The sequence below is a fragment of the Streptomyces sp. NPDC006450 genome (assembly GCF_040612195.1).
Taxonomy (GTDB): Bacteria; Actinomycetota; Actinomycetes; order Streptomycetales; family Streptomycetaceae; genus Streptomyces.
The window spans coordinates 1-22,272 of sequence record NZ_JBEXPT010000109.1 but is presented as its reverse complement, the minus strand read 5'-3'; the positions used below and the strand labels follow the sequence as shown (position 1 = coordinate 22,272).

21 protein-coding genes are annotated in these 22,272 nt (G+C 73.3%); 13 read left to right on the top strand and 8 right to left on the bottom strand.

What is annotated here, in order from left to right; all coding sequences use genetic code 11:
- The coding region (locus tag ABZY57_RS25890; RefSeq protein ID WP_356515772.1) for a right-handed parallel beta-helix repeat-containing protein at positions 1-2,016 on the bottom strand (2,016 nt) is incomplete at its 3' end.
- A 286-nt stretch (positions 2,017-2,302) separates the two neighbouring features.
- On the opposite strand from ABZY57_RS25890, the gene hmgA reads away from it, so the two are divergent.
- Positions 2,303-3,625, top strand: a complete 1,323-nt coding sequence (hmgA, locus tag ABZY57_RS25885; protein WP_356515770.1) for a homogentisate 1,2-dioxygenase — start codon at positions 2,303-2,305, stop codon at positions 3,623-3,625.
- Between the two features lie 64 nt (positions 3,626-3,689).
- Positions 3,690-4,439: a GntR family transcriptional regulator gene (locus ABZY57_RS25880; protein WP_356515768.1), complete on the top strand. Its 750-nt coding sequence runs from the start codon at positions 3,690-3,692 to the stop codon at positions 4,437-4,439.
- Positions 4,440-4,601: 162 nt separating this feature from the next.
- Here ABZY57_RS25880 and ABZY57_RS25875 read toward each other — a convergent pair whose 3' ends face one another.
- The gene (locus tag ABZY57_RS25875) at positions 4,602-4,763 is read right to left on the bottom strand and encodes a hypothetical protein (protein WP_356515766.1); all 162 of its coding nucleotides are present in this window, start codon (positions 4,761-4,763) and stop codon (positions 4,602-4,604) included.
- Positions 4,764-4,935: 172 nt separating this feature from the next.
- On the opposite strand from ABZY57_RS25875, the gene ABZY57_RS25870 reads away from it, so the two are divergent.
- Entirely contained in the window at positions 4,936-6,090 is a 1,155-nt protein-coding gene (locus ABZY57_RS25870; RefSeq protein ID WP_356515776.1) for a type ISP restriction/modification enzyme, read from the top strand.
- Positions 6,091-6,382: 292 nt separating this feature from the next.
- On the top strand, positions 6,383-7,579 hold the full coding sequence (locus ABZY57_RS25865; RefSeq protein WP_356515764.1) for a CaiB/BaiF CoA-transferase family protein: 1,197 nt from the start codon (positions 6,383-6,385) through the stop codon (positions 7,577-7,579).
- A gap of 85 nt (positions 7,580-7,664) precedes the next feature.
- Here ABZY57_RS25865 and ABZY57_RS25860 read toward each other — a convergent pair whose 3' ends face one another.
- The gene (locus ABZY57_RS25860; RefSeq protein WP_030720225.1) at positions 7,665-7,934 is read right to left on the bottom strand and encodes a hypothetical protein; all 270 of its coding nucleotides are present in this window, start codon (positions 7,932-7,934) and stop codon (positions 7,665-7,667) included.
- 299 nt (positions 7,935-8,233) lie between these two features.
- Between ABZY57_RS25860 and ABZY57_RS25855 the strand changes: the two genes are divergently transcribed.
- Complete coding sequence (locus ABZY57_RS25855; protein ID WP_356515762.1) at positions 8,234-9,934, top strand: serine/threonine-protein kinase; 1,701 nt, start codon at positions 8,234-8,236, stop codon at positions 9,932-9,934.
- Between the two features lie 132 nt (positions 9,935-10,066).
- Here ABZY57_RS25855 and ABZY57_RS25850 read toward each other — a convergent pair whose 3' ends face one another.
- Positions 10,067-10,867: an SGNH/GDSL hydrolase family protein gene (locus ABZY57_RS25850; RefSeq protein WP_356515774.1), complete on the bottom strand. Its 801-nt coding sequence runs from the start codon at positions 10,865-10,867 to the stop codon at positions 10,067-10,069.
- Positions 10,868-11,085: 218 nt separating this feature from the next.
- Between ABZY57_RS25850 and ABZY57_RS25845 the strand changes: the two genes are divergently transcribed.
- Together ABZY57_RS25845 and ABZY57_RS25840 are read left to right on the top strand one after the other, a co-directional pair.
- Entirely contained in the window at positions 11,086-12,186 is a 1,101-nt protein-coding gene (locus tag ABZY57_RS25845) for a DUF5925 domain-containing protein (RefSeq protein ID WP_356515760.1), read from the top strand.
- Between the two features lie 113 nt (positions 12,187-12,299).
- Positions 12,300-12,842, top strand: coding sequence for an FABP family protein (locus tag ABZY57_RS25840; protein WP_356515758.1), 543 nt, complete (start codon positions 12,300-12,302; stop codon positions 12,840-12,842).
- Between the two features lie 104 nt (positions 12,843-12,946).
- On the opposite strand, the gene ABZY57_RS25835 is transcribed toward ABZY57_RS25840, so the two are convergent.
- The gene (locus ABZY57_RS25835) at positions 12,947-13,357 is read right to left on the bottom strand and encodes a GntR family transcriptional regulator (protein WP_356515756.1); all 411 of its coding nucleotides are present in this window, start codon (positions 13,355-13,357) and stop codon (positions 12,947-12,949) included.
- 53 nt (positions 13,358-13,410) lie between these two features.
- Between ABZY57_RS25835 and ABZY57_RS25830 the strand changes: the two genes are divergently transcribed.
- The gene (locus tag ABZY57_RS25830; protein ID WP_356515754.1) at positions 13,411-14,358 is read left to right on the top strand and encodes a GNAT family N-acetyltransferase; all 948 of its coding nucleotides are present in this window, start codon (positions 13,411-13,413) and stop codon (positions 14,356-14,358) included.
- A gap of 46 nt (positions 14,359-14,404) precedes the next feature.
- The gene (locus ABZY57_RS25825; protein ID WP_356515752.1) at positions 14,405-14,899 is read left to right on the top strand and encodes a DUF402 domain-containing protein; all 495 of its coding nucleotides are present in this window, start codon (positions 14,405-14,407) and stop codon (positions 14,897-14,899) included.
- Positions 14,900-14,957: 58 nt separating this feature from the next.
- Here the strand turns inward: ABZY57_RS25825 and ABZY57_RS25820 are convergent, their stop codons facing one another.
- Positions 14,958-15,353 carry a hypothetical protein gene (locus tag ABZY57_RS25820; RefSeq protein WP_356515750.1) on the bottom strand — a complete coding sequence of 132 codons (396 nt, stop codon included), beginning with the start codon at positions 15,351-15,353 and terminating at the stop codon, positions 14,958-14,960.
- 367 nt (positions 15,354-15,720) lie between these two features.
- Here ABZY57_RS25820 and ABZY57_RS25815 point away from each other — a divergent pair, with 367 nt between their 5' ends.
- Positions 15,721-16,755, top strand: coding sequence for a lytic polysaccharide monooxygenase (locus ABZY57_RS25815; RefSeq protein WP_356515748.1), 1,035 nt, complete (start codon positions 15,721-15,723; stop codon positions 16,753-16,755).
- Positions 16,756-16,828: 73 nt separating this feature from the next.
- On the opposite strand, the gene ABZY57_RS25810 is transcribed toward ABZY57_RS25815, so the two are convergent.
- Entirely contained in the window at positions 16,829-17,689 is an 861-nt protein-coding gene (locus tag ABZY57_RS25810) for an alpha/beta fold hydrolase (protein ID WP_356515746.1), read from the bottom strand.
- A gap of 233 nt (positions 17,690-17,922) precedes the next feature.
- Here ABZY57_RS25810 and ABZY57_RS25805 point away from each other — a divergent pair, with 233 nt between their 5' ends.
- Genes ABZY57_RS25805 through ABZY57_RS25795 form a run of 3 tightly spaced genes read left to right on the top strand, consistent with a single transcriptional unit; the run spans position 17,923 to position 20,891 of the window.
- The gene (locus tag ABZY57_RS25805) at positions 17,923-19,026 is read left to right on the top strand and encodes a DUF3533 domain-containing protein (protein WP_356515744.1); all 1,104 of its coding nucleotides are present in this window, start codon (positions 17,923-17,925) and stop codon (positions 19,024-19,026) included.
- Entirely contained in the window at positions 19,023-19,688 is a 666-nt protein-coding gene (locus tag ABZY57_RS25800; RefSeq protein ID WP_356515742.1) for an acetate uptake transporter, read from the top strand. Before ABZY57_RS25805 ends, ABZY57_RS25800 begins: the two co-directional genes overlap by 4 nt.
- A gap of 18 nt (positions 19,689-19,706) precedes the next feature.
- Entirely contained in the window at positions 19,707-20,891 is a 1,185-nt protein-coding gene (locus ABZY57_RS25795) for an AAA family ATPase (protein ID WP_356515740.1), read from the top strand.
- An 18-nt stretch (positions 20,892-20,909) separates the two neighbouring features.
- Here the strand turns inward: ABZY57_RS25795 and ABZY57_RS25790 are convergent, their stop codons facing one another.
- Positions 20,910-22,244: a VWA-like domain-containing protein gene (locus tag ABZY57_RS25790; protein ID WP_356515738.1), complete on the bottom strand. Its 1,335-nt coding sequence runs from the start codon at positions 22,242-22,244 to the stop codon at positions 20,910-20,912.
- Positions 22,245-22,272 lie beyond the last annotated feature (28 nt).

The following is a 22,272-nucleotide window of genomic DNA, read 5'->3' as shown; positions in this document are numbered from 1 at the left end:
AGTGCCGCCCGGGCGGGCGGCGGCGACGACGGCCCAGAGGACCCAGAGGACCGCGACGAGGGACCGTATCCAGGCGGGGCTGAGCGGGATCCAGGGCACCATCAGGACGGCCTTGTCGAAGGCGTCGAGGAGGGTGAGCCCGCCCAGCAGCAAGGTCAGGCGGGCCAGCCAGGGCCGGGTGGGGCGCAGGGCGAGGCCGGTGCCGGTCCACCACAGGCCGAGGCAGAGCAGGGCCAGTGCCGGGACGAAGGTGGCGACCAGGCCCATCGTGGAGCCGGCCACGTCCAGGGCCAGGCCCGCGAAGCCGAGCAGGGCGGCCGCCGTGGCCCACCGGGAGGTGCGCAGGCGGCGCCACCACAGGAGGCCGCCGACCAGGAGGAGGACCGCCGCGACGGCGAGGGCGAGCTGGGTCTCCACCCGCTGGAGGCCCCGGGAGCCGTACCAGTCGCAGCCGGCCGGGAGTTTGCGCGCCTGGACGCTGTAGTCGGCGCAGACGAGGAGCTGGGCCAGCTTCACCGGTTCCCCGGCGAGCCGGGCCGAGGCGCCGGAGACCGCGCCGCGGCGCTCTCCGCACTGCGGGAGCGTGCCGGGTGTGGAGCCGTCCGGGCCCTGCTGCCAGCAGTTGCCCCGGCCCTGGCCGTCCCACCACACGTCCATGCCGTTGGGGCGGGAGGCGCCGGACTTGTCCTTGCCCAGGATGTTGCCGGCGTAGCGGTTGTGGTGGGAGGTGTCGGTCTGCTTGGACAGCTCCTCCTCACCGCGGATGAAGGCGGGCACGGCCGAGAGGAAGAAGCCCGCACGCTGATGCCCGTACACCCAGTTGTTCTCGTAGAGGTTCCAGTTGCCGCCGGCGGTGATGATGCCGGTGCCGGGGGGCATGGAGATCTGCGGGCAGACCACTCCCTGCTCGTAGCCGCGCTCGACGGGCGGTTTCGCGCAGGTGCCGTCCGCGACGTAGTGGTAGTAGTCGGCGTTGTTGTCGTGGATCAGGTTGCGTTCGAAGCGGGCGTGGTTCTGCGGGAGGCCGGGGTGGCCGGGGAAGGCGCTGTCCATCGAGGCGCCGCCCATGTTCTGGTCGAACTCGTTGTCGTGCACCCAAACCGAGTCGCCCGCGGTGCCGGAGTAGCCGACCATGTTGTGGTGGCTGCGGCAGCCGGTGATCTCGATGGAGTAGCGGGGGACGTCGTAGCCGCGGCCGTCGTTGATGTCGGAGGCGCTGCCGGGGTAGATGCCGGAGTCGCCGTTGCCGTAGGACTCGCAGTTCTTGTACAGCCCGTGGTCGCTGGCGAAGGTCAGGAAGCCGTACTCGTCGTTCCAGCGGGTCAGCACGTCGTCGATGACGAAGCCGTCGGCCGCGAGGACGTACAGCGAGTTGAAGGTGGTGCGCTGGGCGGTGAAGTTGCGGAAGTAGATGCCGTCGGACTTGTCCGCGCGGATCGCGTTCAGCTTCTGGTACTTGGCGTCGATGACCACGTCCTGGCGGGAGGCTCCGGTGCCTTCGATCTGGAGGTCCCTCTTGCCGAGGATGGCGACCAGGTTCTGGTTGTGGCGGCAGGCCACCTGCTGCTCGTAGGTCAGGATCTGGTAGCCGAGCGAGGAGTTGGGCGCCTTGAGCGAGGCGCACTCCCCGGTCGGCGCGGGGAGCGAGGGCTCCTCCTCGTAGAGGCCGGGGAGGATCGCGATGTTCATGCCCGGGCGGTCCACGGCGTCGACCGCCGCCTGGAGGTCGCGGAAGCCGTTCTTCTCGCAGCGTTCGTAGAGGACGAGGTTGCGCTGCTTGAGGGCGTCGGAGAAGGCGGATATCCGGCGCTCGAAGGCGGGCCGGTCGGTCTTGCAGACGATCAGGTCGGGCTCGCCCGCACGGTAGGCGGGTACGGAGCCGGTGCCGTCGGGGAGCTCGACGGGGCGCTCCTCGTGCGCGCTCGCGGCGGGCGCGGCGACGAGGAGGGACAGAAGCGCTAGGAGGGCGGCGAGGAGCGCCGCCGGCACGGCAGGAAACCTGCGGGTCCACGACATGCGCGTGAGAGTAGAGCAATGTTCACCTTTTGGGATCCCCTCGCGCAGCGATACGACCTCAGTCGGGCCAAGTCGTAACCCGACACCCACCCCGGAACCCACCCCGGAACCCGCCCCGACACCCACCCCGGAGCCCTCCACGGCCCTCGCCCCGCTCGCCGCGCCGCCCCCGCCAGACCCCCCGCCCGCCGCCCGGCGGCCGACTGATCGAAATCCCCCGTTGACGCATGGGCCCAGGAATCCTACTGTCAGGCATAGGATTCCTTCTGCAGATCGGGAGCGTGCAATGAGCGGCGGCAGCGAGCAGGCCAGGAAGACGGCGGAGGCGCTGGAGTACCTCACCGGCTTCGGCAATGAGCACAGCTCGGAGGCGGTCCCCGGTGCGCTGCCGATCGGGCGGAACTCGCCCCAGCGTTCCCCCCTCGGCCTGTACGCGGAGCAGCTCAGCGGCAGCGCGTTCACCGAGCCGCGTGCCCACAACCGCCGCTCCTGGCTCTACCGGATCCGCCCCTCGGCCGCGCACCCGCCCTTCACCCGGACCGGCAACGGCGCCCTGCGCAGCGCGCCCTTCACGGAGGCCCCGGCCGACCCGAACCGGCTCCGCTGGAACCCGCTGCCCGACCCGGCCCCCGGTACCGACTTCCTGGCCGGCCTCTGGACCCTCGGCGGCAACGGCGACGCCACCCAGCGCTCCGGCATGGCCATCCACCTCTACTCCGCGAACGCCTCCATGACCGACCGGGTGTTCAGCGACTCCGACGGCGAGCTGCTGATCGTCCCCGAGCGCGGCGGACTGCTCCTGCGCACCGAGTTCGGCCTGCTGAGCGCCCGTCCGGGCGAGATGGCGCTGATCCCGCGCGGGGTCCGCTTCCGCGTGGAGCTCCAGGACGAGACCGCCCGCGGGTACGTCTGCGAGAACTACGGCCGCCCCTTCGAGCTCCCCGACCTGGGCCCCATCGGCGCCAACGGGCTCGCCGCCGCCCGTGATTTCCGCGCGCCGGTGGCCGCGTACGAGGACGACGAGCGTCCGACCGAGGTCGTCAACAAGTTCTGCGGCAACCTCTGGACGGCCACGTACGACCACTCCCCGCTCGACGTGGTCGCCTGGCACGGCACGCACGTCCCGTACGTCTACGACCTGCGCAGTTTCAACGTCCTGGGTTCCATCAGCTACGACCACCCCGACCCGTCCATCTTCACGGTGCTGACCTCGCCCTCCGACACGGCCGGCCTGGCGGGCGTGGACTTCGTGGTCTTCGCGCCGCGCTGGCTGGTCGGCGAGGACACCTTCCGCCCGCCGTACTTCCACCGGAACGTGATGAGCGAGTACATGGGACTCATCGAGGGCGCCTACGACGCCAAGGCGGAGGGCTTCGTGCCCGGCGGTGGCTCGCTCCACAACATGATGTCCGCGCACGGCCCCGACCGGGAGACCTTCGACCGGGCGAGCGCCGCCGAGCTGAAGCCGCAGAAGATCGACGACGGCCTGGCCTTCATGTTCGAGACCCGCTGGCCGATCACCGCCACCGCCCAGGCGGCCGGCGCGGACCACCTCCAGGGCGGATACGACGACGTCTGGCAGGGGCTCCAGCGCCACTTCCGCGCCTAACATCACGAGCAGCACGCCGCGCGGCGCCGCCGCCGCGCCCACCCCGTCCTACGGAGAACCACCCGTGACCGCCTTCGCCCCCGACTCGCTGGTACTGAACCGGAAGCTCCCGCTCTGGTACCAGGTCTCCCAGTCGCTGCGCGCCTCCATACTGGGGCGCACCGCGGACGCCTCGCTGCGCCTGCCCACCGAGGAGCAGCTCGCCGAGCACTACGGGGTGAGCGTGCTGACCATGCGGCAGGCGCTCAAGGAGCTGGAGACCGAGGGCCTCATCAGCCGCCACCGGCGGCGCGGGACCTTCATCGAGCCGACGGCGCTGCGCGGGGCACCGGTCCAGCTGCTCGGCTCGGTCGACGCGATCGTGGCGCAGCAGTCGGGCGACCGTACGACGATCCTCGGGCACGAGCGGACGGCGGTGTCCGGGGAGCTGCTGGAGCACTTCCCGGACACCGCCGAGGTGGTCACGTACCGCCGGCTCCGGCACGACAGCGAGAGCGGCGAGCCGACCAACTGGGCAGAGAACGCGGTGCGTGCGGAGCTCGCCGACTCCATCGACCTGGCGGATCTGGAGCGTTGGCCGATGACGAAGGTGCTGCGGGACATCGTGAAGGTCGACATCAGCCGGATCACCGACACCGTGGAGGCGCGGCTCGCCGACCCGCTCACGGCCGATCTGCTCCAAGTGCCCTTGCTGAGCCCGATCCTGCACTACACGGGCGTCACGTACGACGCCTCCGGCCGGGTGGTCGACGTGGCGCGGATCCGGTACCGCGGGGACCGGTTCTCCTTCACCGTGACCGTCGACGCACACTGATCGGCCGGCTGTCCGCTTCTGGTCGTCGCCCGTTCCTGGCGGCCTTCTCGTCCGTCCCTGGCGGCCTTCTCGTCCGTCCCTGCAGGCCTTCTCGTCCGTTCCTGGCGGCCTTCTCGTCCGTTCCTGCCGGCCGTCGGCCTCTCTACCTCTGGTCGTCGTCCCTTACTTCTCGTCGTCGTCCGTTCCGCGCTCGCCCTCCGCCTGGGACGGCGTGGTCCGCTGCGTCTGGGCGTGGCGGAGCTTCTTCTGCTTCTCGTCCAGGTCCTCGTCGAGCCGTTCCCCCTCGGCCTGCGACGGGGTCGAGTACTCGTCGTACTGGCTCATGTCCGCCTCCCGGGTCGCCTGGTCCGGCCCGGCTCCGTCCGGATCCGGGCAGATCCCTACATAGCGAGCCTAACTCTCCGGCCTGGACGCGGCCCGGTCACCGGGTGGCGTCGCTACCATCGGCCGGGTGAGCGCTGACGCATCCCCGCGGGACCCGCTGCTGGACGATCTGATGCCCTGGGCCGTGAGCTCCCTGCGCCTGGGCCGGGCCTGGGTCGCGGCCCCCGATCCGGCCACCCTGCGTGCCCGCTGGGCCGCCCTGGCCGCCGCCGAGGGCCCCGAGCGGGAGCGGTTGTTCCGCCCGAGCCGGGCGCGGACCCCGGGCGCCGGGGCGGCGGCGCTGCCGGGCCAGCGCGCGGGTTCCACGGCCCGCTTCGCGGACGTGCCCGGGCCCCGTCCCGATCCCGTACGGATCCTGCGCGAGCCCTTCGACGAGCAGTGGCTGCTGCCCGACCAACGGCTCATCGACCTGGCCCGCCCGGAACTGTGGCGGGTGCTGGACGAGCACCAGCTGTTCCTCGTGGAGCCCGCGCAGCCGGCGGCTCTGCTGGTCACCGCGTACCTCCCGGCCGGCCGGATCGGCCGGATCCGCCCGCTGCACCGCCGCCCGGGCGGCGCCGAGCCCAATCTCGCCCCCGGGCTGCAGCATCTGCTCGGCGAGCGCTACGGCACCTGGGTCACCCCCGAGGACGTGCTCTGCTGGATCCTCGCCGCCGGCCGCCCCGGCCCCCGGGGGTACGAGGTCCCCCTCACCGCCGATGCCACGCGCTGGCGGGACGGGCTGGAGCTGGGCCACCGGATGCTCTCCGTCCGGTTGCGCGGGTCCCGCGGCGGCGAGGCCCCCCGGCTGCCCGGCGGGCGCCGGCCGTACGTCCGCTCGGCACTCCCGGCGTGGCCGCGCGAGCTCTCGTACGACCCGGGGAGCGAGACCTTGACCCTCGGGGGCGGAGGTGGCGACACCGGCGCCGGCACCGTGTCGCCCGTACCGGCCGGGGCGTGGGAGTACGAGGTCCAGGGCGTCCGCGTCCTGGAGTCCTGGTTCGCCGCACGGCTCGCCCACCGGGACCCGGAGGCCGAGGGGCTGGACGCGATGGGCCCGGCCGAGTGGCCGCAGGGCTGGACCACGGAGCTGCTCGCCCTGGTGACGACCCTGGCACTGCTGGCCGAACTGGAGCCGGAACGGGCTGCGTTCGAGCCGGGGCCGGTGCTGGACGCCGCCGAGCTGCGGGCGGGTGGGGTGCTGCCGCCGCCCGGCTGGGCCCGGCGGCCGGCCTCGGTCCTGGATCACCAGGAGGAGGGGCCGGGCGGGCAGTTCGCGCTGCTCTGAGGCCGCGGGGGCCTCGTAGGCGGGGCCTCGTGGGCGGGACCTCGTAGGCGGGGCCTCGTGGGCGGGGGCCCTGCGGGGCGGAGTCCCCTACCCGCCCTTCCTCCGCTCCCAGGGCTCCGCCCTGACCCGGTCCTCGAACGCCGGACGGGCTGGGAAGGGCACCGGGCTGCGCCCGGACCCCCTGGGGCTCCGCCCCGGACCCCGGTCGCAGAGCGCCGGCGCGGCCGGATCGGAGCGGGCGGATCGGCAGTCCCTCGTGACAGTCCCGGGTGTGATCGAGTAGGCAGGGGGCATGGCTACCGATCCCCTCCCCCTCGACGGCATCACCGTCGTCTCCGTCGAGCAGGCCGTTTCCGCGCCCTTCGCCACCCGCCAGCTCGCCGACCTCGGCGCCCGGGTGATCAAGGTCGAGCGGCCCGACGGGGGCGACTTCGCGCGCGGCTACGACACCGCCGCGCACGGTCTCGCCTCGCACTTCGTCTGGGCCAACCGGGGGAAGGAGTCGCTCGCGCTCGACCTCAAGGACCCGCGCGGCCGGGAGGTCCTGCACGGGCTGCTCGACGGGGCCGACGTGTTCGTGCAGAACCTCGCCCAGGGGGCCGCGGCCCGGCTCGGGCTCGACTCGGCCGCGCTGTGCGCCCGCTACCCGCGGCTCGTCGCCGTCGACGTCTCCGGCTACGGGCCCGAAGGCCCGTACGCCCGCAAGCGCGCCTACGACATGCTCGTCCAGTGCGAGGCGGGCCTGGTCTCGGTGACCGGCACCCCGGAGCAGCCGGTCAAGGCGGGGATCCCGGCGGCGGACATCGCGGCCGCCATGTACGCCTTCTCGGGCGTGCTCGCGGCCCTGCTGCGGCGCGGGACCACCGGGCGCGGAGGCAGGGTGGAGGTGTCGATGCTCGACGCGCTCGCCGAGTGGATGGGGCACCCGCTGCACCACACCATGCACGGCGGGGACCAGCCGGTGCGGACGGGCCTCGCGCACGCCGTGATCGCTCCCTACGACGCCTACGCGACGGCGGACGGGGACCGGGTCCTGCTGTCGGTGCAGAACGACCGGGAGTGGCGGCGGCTGGCCGAACAGCTTTTGGGGCGGCCGGAGTTGGCCGAGGATCCGGGGTACGCGACGAATGCCGCGCGCACCGCGAACCGGGAGAAGACCGACGCGGTGGTCGCCGAGGCGCTGGGCCGACTCGGCGCGGACGCGGCGATCGAGCGGCTGGAGGCCGCGGGCATCGCCTGCGCACGGCTGAACTCGGTGGCACAGCTCGCCGCTCACCCGCAGCTCGAGGCCCGGGACCGCTGGCGGGAGGTGGGCTCGCCTGCGGGCCCGCTGCGCGCCCTGCTGCCGCCGATCGGCCTGCCCGGCGGCGCGGCACCGCACATGGGTGCGGTGCCAGCGCTCGGCGAACACACCGAATCCCTGCTGCACGCCCTGGGGATGACGGGCGAACAGATCACGGCACTGCGCCGGGACGGCGTGGTTCGCTGACTGGGCAGGGTTGATCAGGCCGGGGACGGAGCGGCGGCACTGCGGGGGCGGGTACGCCCCTGGAGCGCCGGCGGACGGCGGACGGTTACGAGCGGCGGCTGCCGAAGAGGGTGCGCCGCAGCCTGCGCAGCGGCGCGAAGAGCGATACGCGCGCGCTCCGGCTCCGCAGCCGGTGCGTGTGATCGCGCGAGGTGAGCTCACGCATGAGCAGCGTCGCCTCGGCGGTCTCGCGGTGCGGGACGGCAGGACCTCCCAGCACGGCGAGGTGGCGGTCGAGGCGCGAACTGGTCGCACCACTCCCGCAAGTGATGGCAGGCACGCGAGGCGGCCTGCTGCGCATTGCTATCTGTTCCATGTCTCTCCCCACCCGTACGAGGGCACCCGGCCCACCGGGCAGGGTAACCCTATCGTCCCCACGTCGCGCACGGGTATCCCGGTCGTGTGAATTGCCCGTTCGGCGAGCGGGAGTTGACGATTACTCAGCGGAGTCGATCGTCACTCTCCGCGAAATCCGCCGGGGCATGCGGAACGCGGAGCGGGGCGGGGAACCGCATCGCCGCCAGCTGCGTGACTCCTGTCGCGACCGGAGCCACGGCGCGCACTCTGCGCTAACTTGGAGTGATCGTCCGGTAACGCTCTTGGGGGCGCGCGTGAATGAGGCTTTCGGTGACTGAGTCCGGCGCCCACGGGGGCGAGGGCAACCGCGTCATCGCCGGACGCTACCGCCTGCTGGGCCCGCTCGGCAGCGGCGGGATGGGCATGGTGTGGCGGGCCCGGGACGAGGTCCTGGGGCGCGAGGTCGCCATCAAGGAAGTGCGCGCGCCGGCCGGCATGGACGAGGCCGAGGTGGCCCGGATGTACCGGCGGCTGGAGCGGGAGGCCTGGGCGGCGGCCCGCGTCTCGCACCGGGGCGTGGTCACCGTCTACGACGTGGCCACCGAGGACGGCCGGCCCTGGATCGTGATGGAGATCGTACGGGGACTCTCGCTCGCGGAGGTTCTGGAGGGCGACGGGCCGCTCACCCCGCAGCGGACCGCGCACATCGGCGAACAGGTGCTGGCCGCGCTGCGCTCCGCGCACGAGGCGGGGGTGCTGCACCGGGACGTCAAACCGGGCAACGTGCTGATCGCCAACGACGGCCGGGTGGTGCTCGGCGACTTCGGGATCGCGAGCCTGGAGGGATCCACCGCCATCACCATGACGGGCGAGGTGGTCGGATCACCCGAATTCCTGCCGCCCGAGCGGGCGTTGGGGCAGGAGCCGGGCCCGCAGTCGGACCTGTGGGCGCTCGGGGTGACGCTGTACCTGGCCGTGGAGGGAGTCCCGCCCTTCCACAGGGAGTCCCCGGTGGCCACGCTGCGGGCGGTGGTGGAGGAGGAGTTCCCGCCGCCGCTGCGGGCCGGGCCGCTGACGCCCGTCCTGGAAGGGCTGCTGGTCAAGGATCCCGGGGAGCGGCTGTCGGCGGCGGAGGCGGCCCGGATGCTGCGCGTCGTCGGCGCGGGCGGGACCGTACGGGCCTCCGGCGGCCCGGTGTCGGGTCCCGCGGCGGGTCCGGCGGCGGGGGCGGCGGCGGGGGCGGCGGGTCCTGACGCCCCGACCTCCGTGGCGCACCACCGGTACGGCCCTCCCACCCCGCCACTGCCGGTGCCCGCACCCAGGACCGGGTCGACGCCGGCGTACCCCCCGGAGCCCGAGCGGAACGGGGCCGGGCTGGTGCTGACCGGCGGAATCGTGGTGCTGCTCGCGGTGGTGGTCCTGCTGGGGTGGCTGCTGCTGAGGGACCGCGACACGGGCGGAGACGGCGGAGACGGGGCGACGCCCACCCCGACCGTCACGCAGAGCCCTTCGCCCTCCCCGACCCCCTCGCCGAGCGCCTCACCCTCTCCGTCACCTTCCCCCTCCGCCTCCCCCTCGGTCACGCCGCCGCCCGGCATCACGGTGTCCGCCGTCCAGGCCGTCCGGGACACCTATCGCGGTGACTGCCCGGCGCCCGCCGCCGAAGCACCCGCCTTCACCGCCACCGTCGTGGTGGACCGCACCCCGGCGGTGGTGGAGTACCGCTGGGCCACGCGCAGCGGGCAGACCTCGGGCCCCGGCTGGCAGACCCTCGCGTACCCGGCGGGCGGGCCGAAGAGCGTACGGCTGGACCACACGGAGCTGACGCACTCCCCGGACGGGACCTTCGAGGACGCGGTGCGGCTGGAGATCAGGGCGCCTTCGGAAGCGGCTTCGGCCTGGCTGGGGTTCTCGGTGACGTGCGAGGAGGAGACCCCGACGGGCGGGGCCTCCTCCCCGAGCACGTCCGCACCGACCGGCTCCCCGTCACCGAACCCGGGGCCCACGGCCAGCCCGTGACGCGCCGGGTCGTGACGCGCCGGGCCGTGACGCGCCGGGCCGTGGCGCGCGAGGCCGTGGCTCGCGACCGTGACGCCGTCAGTCCACGACGCCGTCAGGCCGTGACGCGCTCAGCCCGTCCTCGACTGCGCGTCAAGCCGCGCTGGTGAAGACGGGCAGGTAGCCGCCGGACTGTCCGGCGGCCGTCGGGTGGTAGGACTCGCCGATGTTCAGCCAGTTGAGGCTGTGCAGCCAGGCGCTGCCGGAGCAGATCTCGTGCCCGGTGAAGGCGCCGGCGACCGAGGCGAAGGCGAAGCCGTGGTCGGCGGCGCGTTTGGCGATGGCGGCGTTGAGGTAGTCGGAGGCGCCGTTGATGGCCGTGCGCTCGCCCTCCGACAACCCGGCCACGCAGGTGCCGTTCAGCTTGTAGAAGCGGGGATAGCCGACGACGACCACGCGGGCGCCCGGGGACCGGCTGTGGATGGCGTTGTAGACCTGGTCGAGTTGGCCGGGGAGGGTGGAGTCGACGTAGGCCTTGGCCTGGTTGACGCGACTCACGCAGGTGGCTTCGGACTGGAGGACGCAGGTGGTCATGACGTCGGAGAACCCGGCGTCGTTGCCGCCGATGGTGATGCTGACGAGGTCGGTGCCCGCGTTCAGCGGTGCGAGCTGACCGCTCATCACATCACCCGTACGAGCACCCGAGCAGGCGACGAAGGAGAAGGTCTGGGGGGCGTGTGCGGCGGCCCAGAGGGCCGGGTAGGCGCGGGTGGTGCGCTTGCAGTTCCCGCTGGCGCTGTCGTAGTTGCCGGCGCCGACGCCGGAGGAGTACGAGTCGCCGAGGGCGACGTAGCCGAAGTCGGCGGCGGCGGATGCCTGGCCGGCTCCGAACAGGGCTGCGCCCGCGGCGAGTAACAGGGCAGAGGCCAAGGCGGCGAAACGAGGCATTCTCATGCTCATGTGTGCGGCTCCTCGTGGGGGGTTACTCCGGAGTTACTCCTGAGTCCGTGGTACAAGGAGCCGAGGCCCACTGGAAGTGTCCATGCCAAGAATGTTCGGGGCAGACATGCGGTGCGAATCTTCACCCGCACGGCGTTTGAAGAGGGAATCCCGCCACCCGTTCCGGCGAAACACGGGTGCATGAGGCCAGTTCGTGCCGGATCATGGGCGCCATGCCAGCCAACCCTCAAGACGCATTGCCGATCCGGCTCAACGTCGACGACAGCGACTCCCCGTCGGACGTCGTCGACGCGCTGTTCCTCGGCCGCTTCGCGTCCGGCGAGCAGCCCCACTCGCACAGCGTGTCGATCGACCGGGTCAAGCCGGGAGCGACCCTGCTGCCCTCCGGGGCAACGGTGTTGCGCTCCGCCCGCGACAGCGACCGCAGCGCGACGCTCGCCGAGGGCGAGGGGTGGACCATGCTCGTCTCCCGCTGGAGCCGGGGCGCGGACGTGACGGTGACGGCGGTCAGCGAGGAACTCGCCGCCGGCGTGCTCGGCGAGGCCACGGAAGGCGTGCAGGACGAGCCCGAACCGCAGCCGGAAAACGTCGCGATGGGCTTCTGGTACGTCTCCCCCCGCCGCGGCCCCTACCGCACGACCCGGCAGATCGCGGCCGGCACCTGGGACGAGGTGCGGCCCAACTACACCGCTCCGGTGGCCGGGGCGATGGACCGGCTGATGAAGATCACCCCGGACGACATCGCCGGCCGGCTGCTCCTGCTGCACGGCCCTCCGGGCACCGGGAAGACCTCCGCCCTGCGCACGCTCGCCCGGTCCTGGCGGGACTGGTGCCAGGTGGACTGCGTACTGGACCCGGAGCGGCTGTTCAACGACATCGGCTACCTGATGGACATCGCGATCGGCGAGGACGAGGGCACCGCGAAGAGCCGCTGGCGGCTCCTGCTGCTGGAGGACTGCGACGAGTTGATCCGCGGCGAGGCCCGGCACACCGCCGGGCAGGCGCTGTCACGCCTGCTGAACCTCACCGACGGCCTCCTCGGCCAGGGCCGCAACGTCCTGGTGGGCGTCACCACCAACGAGGACCTGGAGCGGCTCCACCCGGCGGTCGTCCGGCCGGGCCGCTGCCTCGCCCGCATCGAGATCGGCCGGCTGACGCACCGCGAGGCGGTGGACTGGCTCGGCACCGACGAGGGCATCTCCCGCGAGGGCGCGACCCTGGCGGAGCTCTACGCCCTGCGCCGCGGCGCCGCGGGCCCCGCCGCCCTGCTGCCGCCGCAGGGCCACGACACGGAGGCGGGGCTGTACTTGTAGGTGCGGGGCGCGCACGGGTCCGGCGCGCACGGCGAGGACAATGAGGGGCGCGGCCGAAGGCCCCCACCGGCCGCGCGCACCCTCGGGGGAACCACGAAACAGGAGAACGCACCGTGCTCGAACCGGCGCAGGACAATCCCTTCCCCGACAGCCACGTCCTCGGCGAGGGCCCCGAACCGCACCCGCAGCTCCAGCCGGTGCTCGGCCTCATCGGACGCTGGCACGGCCGGGGCAGCGGCGAGTACCCGACGCTGGAGCACGGCTTCCGGTACGAGCAGGAGATCACCTTCAGCCACGACGGCCGGCCCTTCCTCTGCTACGAGTCCCGCGCCTGGCTGATCGACGCCGACGGCACGCCCCTGCGCCCCGCGGGGCGGGAGACCGGGTGGTGGCGCATCCTCCCGGACGCCTCGGTCGAGGTCACGCTCGCCCACCCGACGGGCATCGTCGAGACGTACGTCGGCCACGTCTCCGGTACGGAGATCGAGATGGCCACCGACACCGTGGGGCTGACCCCGCGGGCCAAGGAGGTCACCGGCATGAAGCGCCGGTACGCGCTCCAGGACGGCGAGCTGACGATCGTGCAGGAGATGGCAGCGGTGGGCCAGCCCATGCAGCACCACCTCCAGGCCCGGCTGAGCCCGCGCAAGGACTGACCGGCGCGGCGCCGTACGGCAGGTCGGGCAGGACAGGCAGGGCAAGGCAAGGCAAGGCAAGGCAAGGCCTCGCGCAGGGCGGGCCGGGACGAGCCGCCCGGGCGTCAGTCCGCGTACCGTGCGCGCAGCGCCTCCAGCGCCGCCGCGGTCGCCTCGTCGAAGGTCAGGCCCAGCCGCCGCGCCCGCTCCGCATAGGCCTGCGCGGCGGTGGCCGCCTCGCGGGCGGGCCCGTCGCCCGCCGCCGCCACGAAGCTCCCCGCGCGACCGCGCGTCTCGATCACACCGTCCGACTCCAGCGCCCGGTACGCCTTGGCGACCGTGTTCGCCGCCAGCCCCAGTTCCTCCGCGAGCCCGCGGACCGTCGGCAGTTTGAACCCGGCGGGCAACCGGCCCGCCCGCGCCCCGCCGGCGATCTGGGCGCGCAGCTGCTCGTACGGGGCGGCGGCGCCCGCCGCGCCGTCGATGCGGATCTTCAGGTGCGGAGAAGTCGAGGTCACGCGCCGATTGTCCCCCATCCGCCGGGAAATTCGCAGGCGCAGGGCCCCCTGCCGCCCCTACCGTCGCACACGTGATCACCTCTATCCGAGACCTGCGCCCGAGCGACCCGGACGACGCCGAGTCCGTCGTACGGGTGCGGCGCGCCGCCCTCCCCTTCATGATCAGCACCGCCCGCGGGGTGGCCTTCGAGCTGGCCTCCGCCCACCCCGACAAGCGCTACCGCCTCCTCGTCGCCGAGAACGCCGACGGCCTCGTCGTCGGCACCGCCCAGGTCGGCATCGTCTACGACAGCCCCGAACCGGGCCAGGGGTTCGTCAACGCCTATGTCGACCCCGCCCACCGCGGGCTCGGCGCCGGGGCCGCCCTGCTGGGCGCGGCCGAGGAGCATCTGGGAGCCGCACGCGCGAAGGACGCGTACGCCTGGGTCCTCGACGAGCCGCCGCACCGCGCCTTCGCCGAGCGGCACGGCTACCACGCCTCCCGCTCCGCGCACTTCCTGCGCCTCGACCTCACCACGGCCGCACTGCCCGCGCTTCCCGGGAACCTGCCGGCCGGGACCGAACTGCGCGCCGGCTCGGATTTCGCCGCCGATCCGCGGCCCCTCTTCGAGGCCGACGCGGCGGCCAGCTCCGACGAACCGGGCGACGTGCCACAGGACTTCGACGACTACGAGGACTGGCTGCGGCACACCTGGAACCACCCCTACCTCGATCTGGACCTCACCACCGTGGTCCTGGTCGACGGCGAGGTGGCCGCCTTCACGGCCGCCCACACGGACGGAGGCACCCGCTACTCCTCCGCGATGACGGGCACCCTGCGCCCGTTCCGCGGGCTGGGACTGGCAGGGGCCGCCAAGACCGACTCGCTGCTGCGGGCCCGCGCGGCGGGCTACACGGAGGCGTTCACCGGCAACGACACCGCGAACGCCCCGATGCTCGCGATCAACACCCGGTTCGGGTACGAGGTCTGCGCGACCGAGACCCGCTTCGCCAAGCGCCTGCACCCATCGGACCGTTGAACGACCCCGACCTGGACCGAGACCCCGAGAGACCGGAGACACCCCGATGACCGACCGGCCTACCGAGCAGTTGACCGTCGCCCTCGCCAAGGCGGGCCGTACGAAGATCCGTTACCCGGCCGAGCTGGTGGCCGACACCGGCACCCGGATCACCGTACGGGCCCCCTGGGCGGCCCCCGGCGTACGGGACTTCGGCTTCGTCCGCTTCGAGCCGGGCGACGTGTTCACCGAGCACTTCTGGCGCGACCGCTGGTACGCGGTCAAGGAGGTGCGGACGGGCGAAGGCGCCCTCAAGGGCTGGTACTGCGACGTCACCCGCCCTGCGTCGGTGCAGGACGGGGTGATCCTGATCGAGGACCTGGACCTCGACCTGTGGGTGTCGGCCGACGGGGGCTCCGTACTGCGGCTCGACGAGGACGAGTTCGCCGAGAGCGGGCTCGCCGACACCGATCCCGAAGCGGCCGCCCAGGCGGTACGGGCCCTCGACACGCTGGAGGCCCAGGCCCGCTCCGCCGCGGGACTGGCCGCCCTGCTCGCCTAGGCCGTCTCTGTCAGATCTTGCCCGGCCCGGGCCGCCCGGCAAGATCCGAAAGGGCAGCCTAGGACGACCTGCGGCGCAGGGCCCGGCGGACCCCGAACAGCACCAGGCCCAACACGATGACGACGAGCAGGACGATCAGCAGCGTCCCGAAGAACCCGCCCTTCTTCTTGCTCTTCTTGCCCTTCTTCTTCTTGTCCTTCTTCTTGTCCGCGGTGGTCACCAGGGCCAGGTCCCGGGACGAGGCCGGCGCGTGGAGTCCGGCGGCCGCACCGGCGCCGACGGCCGGGAGGGCGCCGTGCGCGAGCGCCGCCGCGGCGGGAGCCTGCCGGGCGGCCGGCGCGGCGGCCGCGGCGGGCGACGCGGGGCCCAGCAGCAGCCCGACGAGCACCAGGAACGGTACGAGTGCCGAGGCGGCCGCCCCGGGACGCCTTCTCGCAATGCGGTGGTCTCTCACTGTCTCCCCTGTCCTCCGGTGCCCCTGCGGCTGCCCGGGGACCCGGACGGCCGGGGCCTTGGAGCATCGTCGGGGAGTTCGGCCGCCCCGGCAAGGAGAGCAGCCGCGGACACGTTCGCGCGCACGGGGGAACGGCCGGCCGGACCCGCTTCCTGAGCCCTCGCTTACCGCCCCCTTAAGTGCGCCCTAAGGATGGGCTCCTGGGGCTCCAAGCCCGTCGGACCCGGGTTCCTGGCGGTTAGTTTGGCTGGGCCAGGGAGGGCCGGAGGCGGCGCCGCGACCCGTGAGGGGCGGCGCCGCACAGCCTCGGCCTTCCGGCGCACCCACGACTCGCGCAGCCCTGTGCCGTGCCCAGAGGAGATCCACCATGCCCGCACGCCGTACCGCCGCCCGCATCGCCGCCGCCGGCCTCGCCCCGCTCGCGGTGGCCGCGTACGCCGCCGTTCCCGCGGCCGCCCACGGTTCGATGACGGACCCGGTCAGCCGGGTGGCGGCGTGCTACGCAGAGGGCCCGGAATCCCCCAGGTCGGCAGCCTGCAAGGCGGCGGTCGCGGCGAGCGGAGCGCAGGCGTTCTACGACTGGAACGCGGTGAACATCGCCAACGCGGCAGGTCAGAGCAAGGCGCTGATCCCGGACGGGCAGCTGTGCTCGGCGGGCAACGACAAGTACAAGGGGCTTGACCTGGCGCGCGCCGACTGGCCGGCGAGCCCGATGGCCGCGGGGCCGCACACCTTCCGCTACAAGGGGACCGCCCCGCACAAGGGCTCCTTCGAGCTGTACGTGACGAAGGACGGCTACGACCCGTCGAAGCCGCTGAAGTGGTCCGACCTGGAGCCGGCCCCCTTCGCGAAGGTCACCGACCCGGGGATGCGGTCCGGCGACTACGTCTTCTCCGGCACCGTCCCGAACAAGACCGGCCGGCACCTGATCTACAGCATCTGGCAGCGCTCGGACAGCCCGGAGGCCTTCTACACCTGCTCGGACGTGGTCTTCGGGAAGGACACCGGCGGGAGCGGCACGGGCGGCAACGGCGGCAACGGGGGTCAGCCCAGCTCCAAGCCGACCTCGAAGCCGAGTGCGAAGCCGAGTTCCAGGCCCTCGCAGCAGCCGTCGCAGCAGCCCTCGCAGCGGCCTTCGGCCCCCACCGACCAGCAGATCTCCGAAGGCGCCGGCAAGTCCACCGTGGAGCACAACGGGCACGGGGACAACGACCCGACGACGAACGGCGGCGGCACCCCGTCCCCGATCCCCTCGAAGAGCGGGACCCACCTCGCCGAGACGGGCGGCAGCGGCGCCACCCCGGTGATCGCGATCGCCGGATCCGGAGTCATGGCCGTCGGGGCGGCCGTGCTGTTCGGCGTGGCCCGCCGCCGTGCGACCCCGGGCCGCCACGGCCGCTGACCTGCTCACCGGGCCCCCGGGTGACCGGTGGCCGAGTGCGGGCGGCCCGCCGTACGGGCCGCCCGCCGCACCGTCAGGAGAAGACCGACGCGCAGGTGGTCCGTGTGGCGTGCGCCGGGTCGAGGGCGTTGACCGCCTCGTGCCAGGCGATCCGGTCGGTGAGCCCGATGGCCACGTGCTCCGAGAGGTCCACCGCGCACAGGTCCTGGAGCAGCACGTTGCGGACGTTGGGCCCGGTGAGGAACTGGCTCCGGTACGGGGTGACCACCTCGTCGTAGCGGGTGGCGATCACCGTGTACGCGACTCCGGGGACGGTGTCCCCGCCCTCGTTCAGCTTGTTCTGGAAGGCCGATCCGGCGATCTGGTCGGCGAGGCCCGGGGTGGCCGTGCTGATCAGGTCCCCGGCTCCGGGGAAGTACGGGAGCAGCCCGGTGAGGCCGAGCAGGGTCGTCCCGTGGTTGTCGGGGGCGAGTCCGACCAGGGCGTTGACCTTGTCGGCGCCGCCGAGGAACTTCAGGTAGTAGCGGGGCATCATGCCGCCCTGGGAGTGGCCGACGATGTCCGTCTCGGCCGCTCCGGTGGAGGCGAGCACCTTGTCCACGAAGACGTCGAGCTGCCCGGCGGAGTCGGCGATGGGGCCGAGCCCGTTGAAGAACGGGACGCCGGGCAGCTGCCCGTAGTCGAGGGAGTAGACGCAGTAGCCCCGGTGGACGAGGTACGGCGCGAACCCGAGCCAGTTGTCGACGGAGTTCCCGAAGGTTCCGTGGACCAGGACGACGGGCCGGGGGTGGGCGGCGGACGGTTTGCAGGACCAGTTGTTCCAGCCGCTGCTCGGCGCCGAGGCGGCCTGGGCCGCTCCGGTGGGGGCGACGAGCGCGGCAGCGGTCAGGGTGAGGACGGCCAGCGGGCGGAGCAGGCGTCTCCAGGGCAGCATCGTGTGATCTCCTTGCGGCTCAAGGGGAGTACCGAGGGATGGCGCGGGAAGTACGTGGGGGTGCATCCCGTGATCCGGATCACAAGGGGGGTGCTGCAGCCGCTAAATTACGGGCGAGTAGCAAAACTGGGAAGTTACGCGGCGGTAAAAAATGCGCGGGCCACCCTGACGGCCGTCAGCCATTCGGCCCTCCCCTGCTGCGACCCGCGCCGGGTACGCCGAGCGTGTGAGACATGACCCAGCCCACCCACGCAGACCCAGGGCAGTCCGGCGGCTTCCTCGCCGAGATCAAGGACGCCGTCACCACCCGGGCCGCTCTCCTGGTCCTGGGCGTACTGGCGCTCCAGCTCGCCTTCATCACCTCGTACATCGGGGCCTTCCATGACCCCAAGCCCAGCGAGATACCGATCGCGGTGGCCGCGCCGGCCGAACGGATCGCCGAGCAGACGGCGAAACAGCTCTCCGCGCTGCCGGGCGAGCCGTTGGCCCCCCGCGCCGTACAGGACGAGGCGACGGCGCTCCGGCAGATCCAGAACCGTGACGTGGACGGCGCGCTGATCGTCGACCCGACCAGCACGACCGACAAGCTGCTGGTCGCGAGCGGCGGCGGGGCCTCCCTGTCGCAGGCCCTTGAGGAGGTCGTGGTCCTCGTCGAGAAGACCCAGGGCCGCACCGTGAGGGTCGTGGACGTGGCCCCCGCGGCTCCCGGCGACGGGCGCGCGCTGACTTCGTTCTACCTGGTCGTGGGCTGGTGCGTGGGCGGCTACCTGTGTGCCGCGATCCTCGCGATCAGCGCGGGTGCCCGGCCCGCGAACGTCCACCGCGCCGTCATCCGGCTCGGCGCGCTGTTCGCGTACGCCGTGGCGGCCGGACTCCTCGGCGCGGTCATCGCGGACCCGATCCTGGACGCGCTGCCCGGCAGCATCTGGGGCCTGTGGGGCCTCGGCGCCCTCGTGGTCTTCGCGGTGGGGGCGATCACCCTGGCCTTCCAGGGCCTCGCGGGCGTGGTCGGCATCGGCCTGGCGATCCTGCTGGTGGTGGTGCTCGGCAACCCGAGCGCCGGCGGCGCCTACCCGTACCCGCTGCTGCCGCCGTTCTGGAGGGCCATCGGCCCGTGGCTGCCGCCGGGGGCGGGCACGTACGCCGCGCGCTCGATCGCGTACTTCAAGGGCAATGACCTCACCGGTCCGCTGCTGGTCCTGAGCGGCTGGGCCGTGCTCGGCTCGGCGGTCACGCTGGCCTGTGCGGCGGGCCGCAGGGGCAGGGCCGGGGCCGCGGTGGGCAGCGGGCTCCCCGGGGAGCCGGACGCCCTGCCGGACAGGGAACCGGCGCGGTGAACACCCCCCTCCATGCCCTCAACCGCATGGGCCCGGCCGAACAGGCCGTCTCCGTCAAGCGGATGGAGCCGAGCGCGCAGGCCCAGCTGGGCGCGCTCGGTCTCACCGGCTTCATCGTGGTCACCGTCATCGCCACCGGCATCGACGCGGGCGTCTTCCCCGAAAAGCTCGGCCACTCGGTGCTCCCGCTGGTCGGATTCTTCATCGGCGGGCTCGCCCAGCTGCTGGCGGGGCTCTTCCAGGCCCAGCGCGGCGACACCTGGCACGCCACCGTCTTCGCCGGCTTCGGACTGTTCTGGATGGCCAAGGCCTGCCTGATCCAGTGGGTGCTGCCCGCCACCGATCCGGCGCTGCGCGGGGACGTGAGCGGGCTGTTCACGCTGCCGTGGGTGTTCGTGGTGTTCGTGCTGTGGATCGGCAGCTGGCGGATCCACCTGGTGCTGCTGTCCACCTTCACGTGCGTGCTGGCGGTCTTCGTGGCCATGACGATCAGCGGGTTCACCGGTTCGGTGATCTGGGAGCGGATCACCGGCTGGAGCGGACTGCTGGCCGCGCTCGGAGCCACGTATCTGCTCGCCGGGCAGATCATGGCGAGCACCTGGGGCCGCCAGGTGCTGCCGATGGGCCGCTTCCTCGCCCCCGAGGAGCACCCGGAGACATGACCGCCGCATGAACACGACATGATCACGACCCTCGCGGTGGAGAACTACCGCTCCCTGCGCAAGCTCGTCGTCCCCCTCGGCCGGCTCACCGTGGTGACCGGCGCCAACGGCACGGGCAAGTCCAGCCTGTACCGCTCGCTGCGGCTGCTGGCCGACTCCGCGCGGGGCGGGGCGATCGCCGCGCTGGCCCGGGAGGGCGGACTGCCCTCCACCCTGTGGGCCGGCCCGGAGAAGACCGGGCGGGCGGTGCGCGAGGGCCGCCACCCCGTCGAGCCGACCGTCCGCTCCGAACCGGTGAGCCTGCGGCTCGGCTTCGCCGGGGACGAGTTCGGCTACGCGGTGGACTTCGGCCATCCCGCGCCGGTGGGCGGCTCGCTCTTCGGCCTCGACCCCGAGATCAAACGCGAGTGCACCTGGGCCGGGCCGGTCCTGCGCCCCGCGGCCCTGCTCTCCGACCGCGCCGGGCCCGCCGTGCGCACCCGGACCGCGGACGGCGGCTGGCACCGCACGCAGGGCGTCCTGCGCCCGTACGACTCCATGCTCAGCGAACTCGCGGACCCGCAGCTGGCCCCCGACCTGCTGGCCCTGCGCGAACTGATCCGCTCCTGGCGGTTCTACGACCACGTCCGCACGGACGCCGACGCGCCGGCCCGCACCCCGCGCGTCGGGACCCGTACGCCCGTACTCGCCGCGGACGGCTCCGATCTGCCGGCCGCGCTCCAGACGATCCGGGAGACCGGCGACCACGCGGCGCTGGACGCGGCCGTCGAGGCGGCCTTCCCGGGCAGCACCGTGGCGGTGGCGGAACGGGACGGCCGCTTCGAGCTGGAGCTGCACCAGCACGGGCTGCTGCGGCCGCTGGGCGCGGCGGAACTCTCCGACGGGACACTGCGCTACCTGCTGTGGACGGCCGCCCTGCTCACCCCGCGCCCGCCCGCCCTGATGGTGCTCAACGAGCCGGAGACCAGCCTCCACCCCGACCTGCTGGACCCCCTCGCGGACCTGATCCTGACGGTGGCCCGGGACACCCAGACGGTCGTGGTCACGCACGCCGCCCCGCTGGCGGAGGCCCTGGCGGCGGGCGTCCGCCGCCACCGCGTGGACCTGCAGACCATCACCCTGCTCAAGGACTTCGGCCGGACCGAGGTGGCCAGCCGCGAGGGCCCCCTGGACGAACCCCTCTGGTACTGGCCGAAGCGGTAGCCGCCGTCCGCCGCCCGGCTAACCGATCTCCACCACGCGCGCCCAGGCGGGGGGCGAGTCCGGGACGTAGTCGGGGCGGTCCTCGTCCCACGACCGCCTCCGCCACCCCTGCCGCGGGAACAGCCCCACCACCGTCCGGCACGGCGGCCGCGTGCTCGGCCAGGGCGTCTGCCCGTCGGTCAGGACCACGATCACGTCCGGCCGGGGCGCCGAGCGCAGCGCCGTGGCGAAGCCCGTGCGCAGATCCGTACCGCCGCCGCCCAGCAGCGGGATCCCCTCGGCGCGGCACAGCGGATGGGCGATCCGGGCCGAGGCGTCGCACGGCACCACGGTGACCAGGTCCCGGCGTCCGCCGACCGCGCGCGCGATGGCGGTGACTTCCAGGAGCGCGCTGCCCAGTTCGGCGTCGCTGACGGAGCCGGAGGTGTCGATGACCACGCTGATCCGGGGCGGCCGGCGCCGCAGGCTCGGCAGCACGGCGCCCGGTACCCCGGCCGAACGCCGCGACGGCCGGCTGTAGGTGTAGTCGTCGCCCGCGCCGGAGCCGGAGGTGGCCGTTCGGACGGCCGCTCCCAGCAACTCCCGCCAGGGCTGCGGCGGGTGGAACACCTCCTCCGCCCAGCGCTGCCAGCCGCTCGGGGTGCTTCCCGGCCGGCCGGTGATGCCCTGCGCCACCCGGAACCGCACCGCGTCCCGTTCCTGCTCGCTGAGGCCGTGCGCGCCGTCCGCTCCGAGGTCCCAGTCCCGTTCCAGCCCGTCGGAGCCGCTGCCGCAGTCCAGCCAGGCCATGTGCTGGGTGTGCGGTCCGAGCCCGAACTGCGTCAGGTACTCCTCCATGAGCTCCCCCTCCCGCAGCCCCACGGCCGCCGGCTGGACAGCGCCCACGGGCCTGACCAGCCCGTCGCCGTACACGTCGTCGTTGATCTCGAAGTCGGCCGCGATGTTCATCCGCAGCCGCTCCCCGGGGCCGGTCAGCCCGCGCTCACGAGCGACCCGGTCCCCGCGTCCGTGGTGGTCGCGCAGCAGGTGGGACACCTCGTGCACCCAGACCGACGCCAGTTCCTCCTCGGGAGTGCGGTCCACGAAGCCGGGCGAGACGTAGCACCGCCAGTGCTTGTCGACGGCCATCGTGGGCACCCGGCGCGATTCCACGACGTGCAGGGCGAACAGCGCCGTGGCCAGGTACGGCCGCACGCGTACGGCGTGCAGCCGGGCGGCGTAGAGCTTGTCCAGGTCCAGCGTCACGGGCGTCACGGGCGTCACTGGCGTGACGGGCGGGACGGGCGTCTCGGTGGTCGCGGGCGCTACGGGCGCTACGGGCGCTACGGGCGCTGCGGGCGCTGCGGGCGTCATCGGCCCGCCTCGACGGGAACGCCCGACC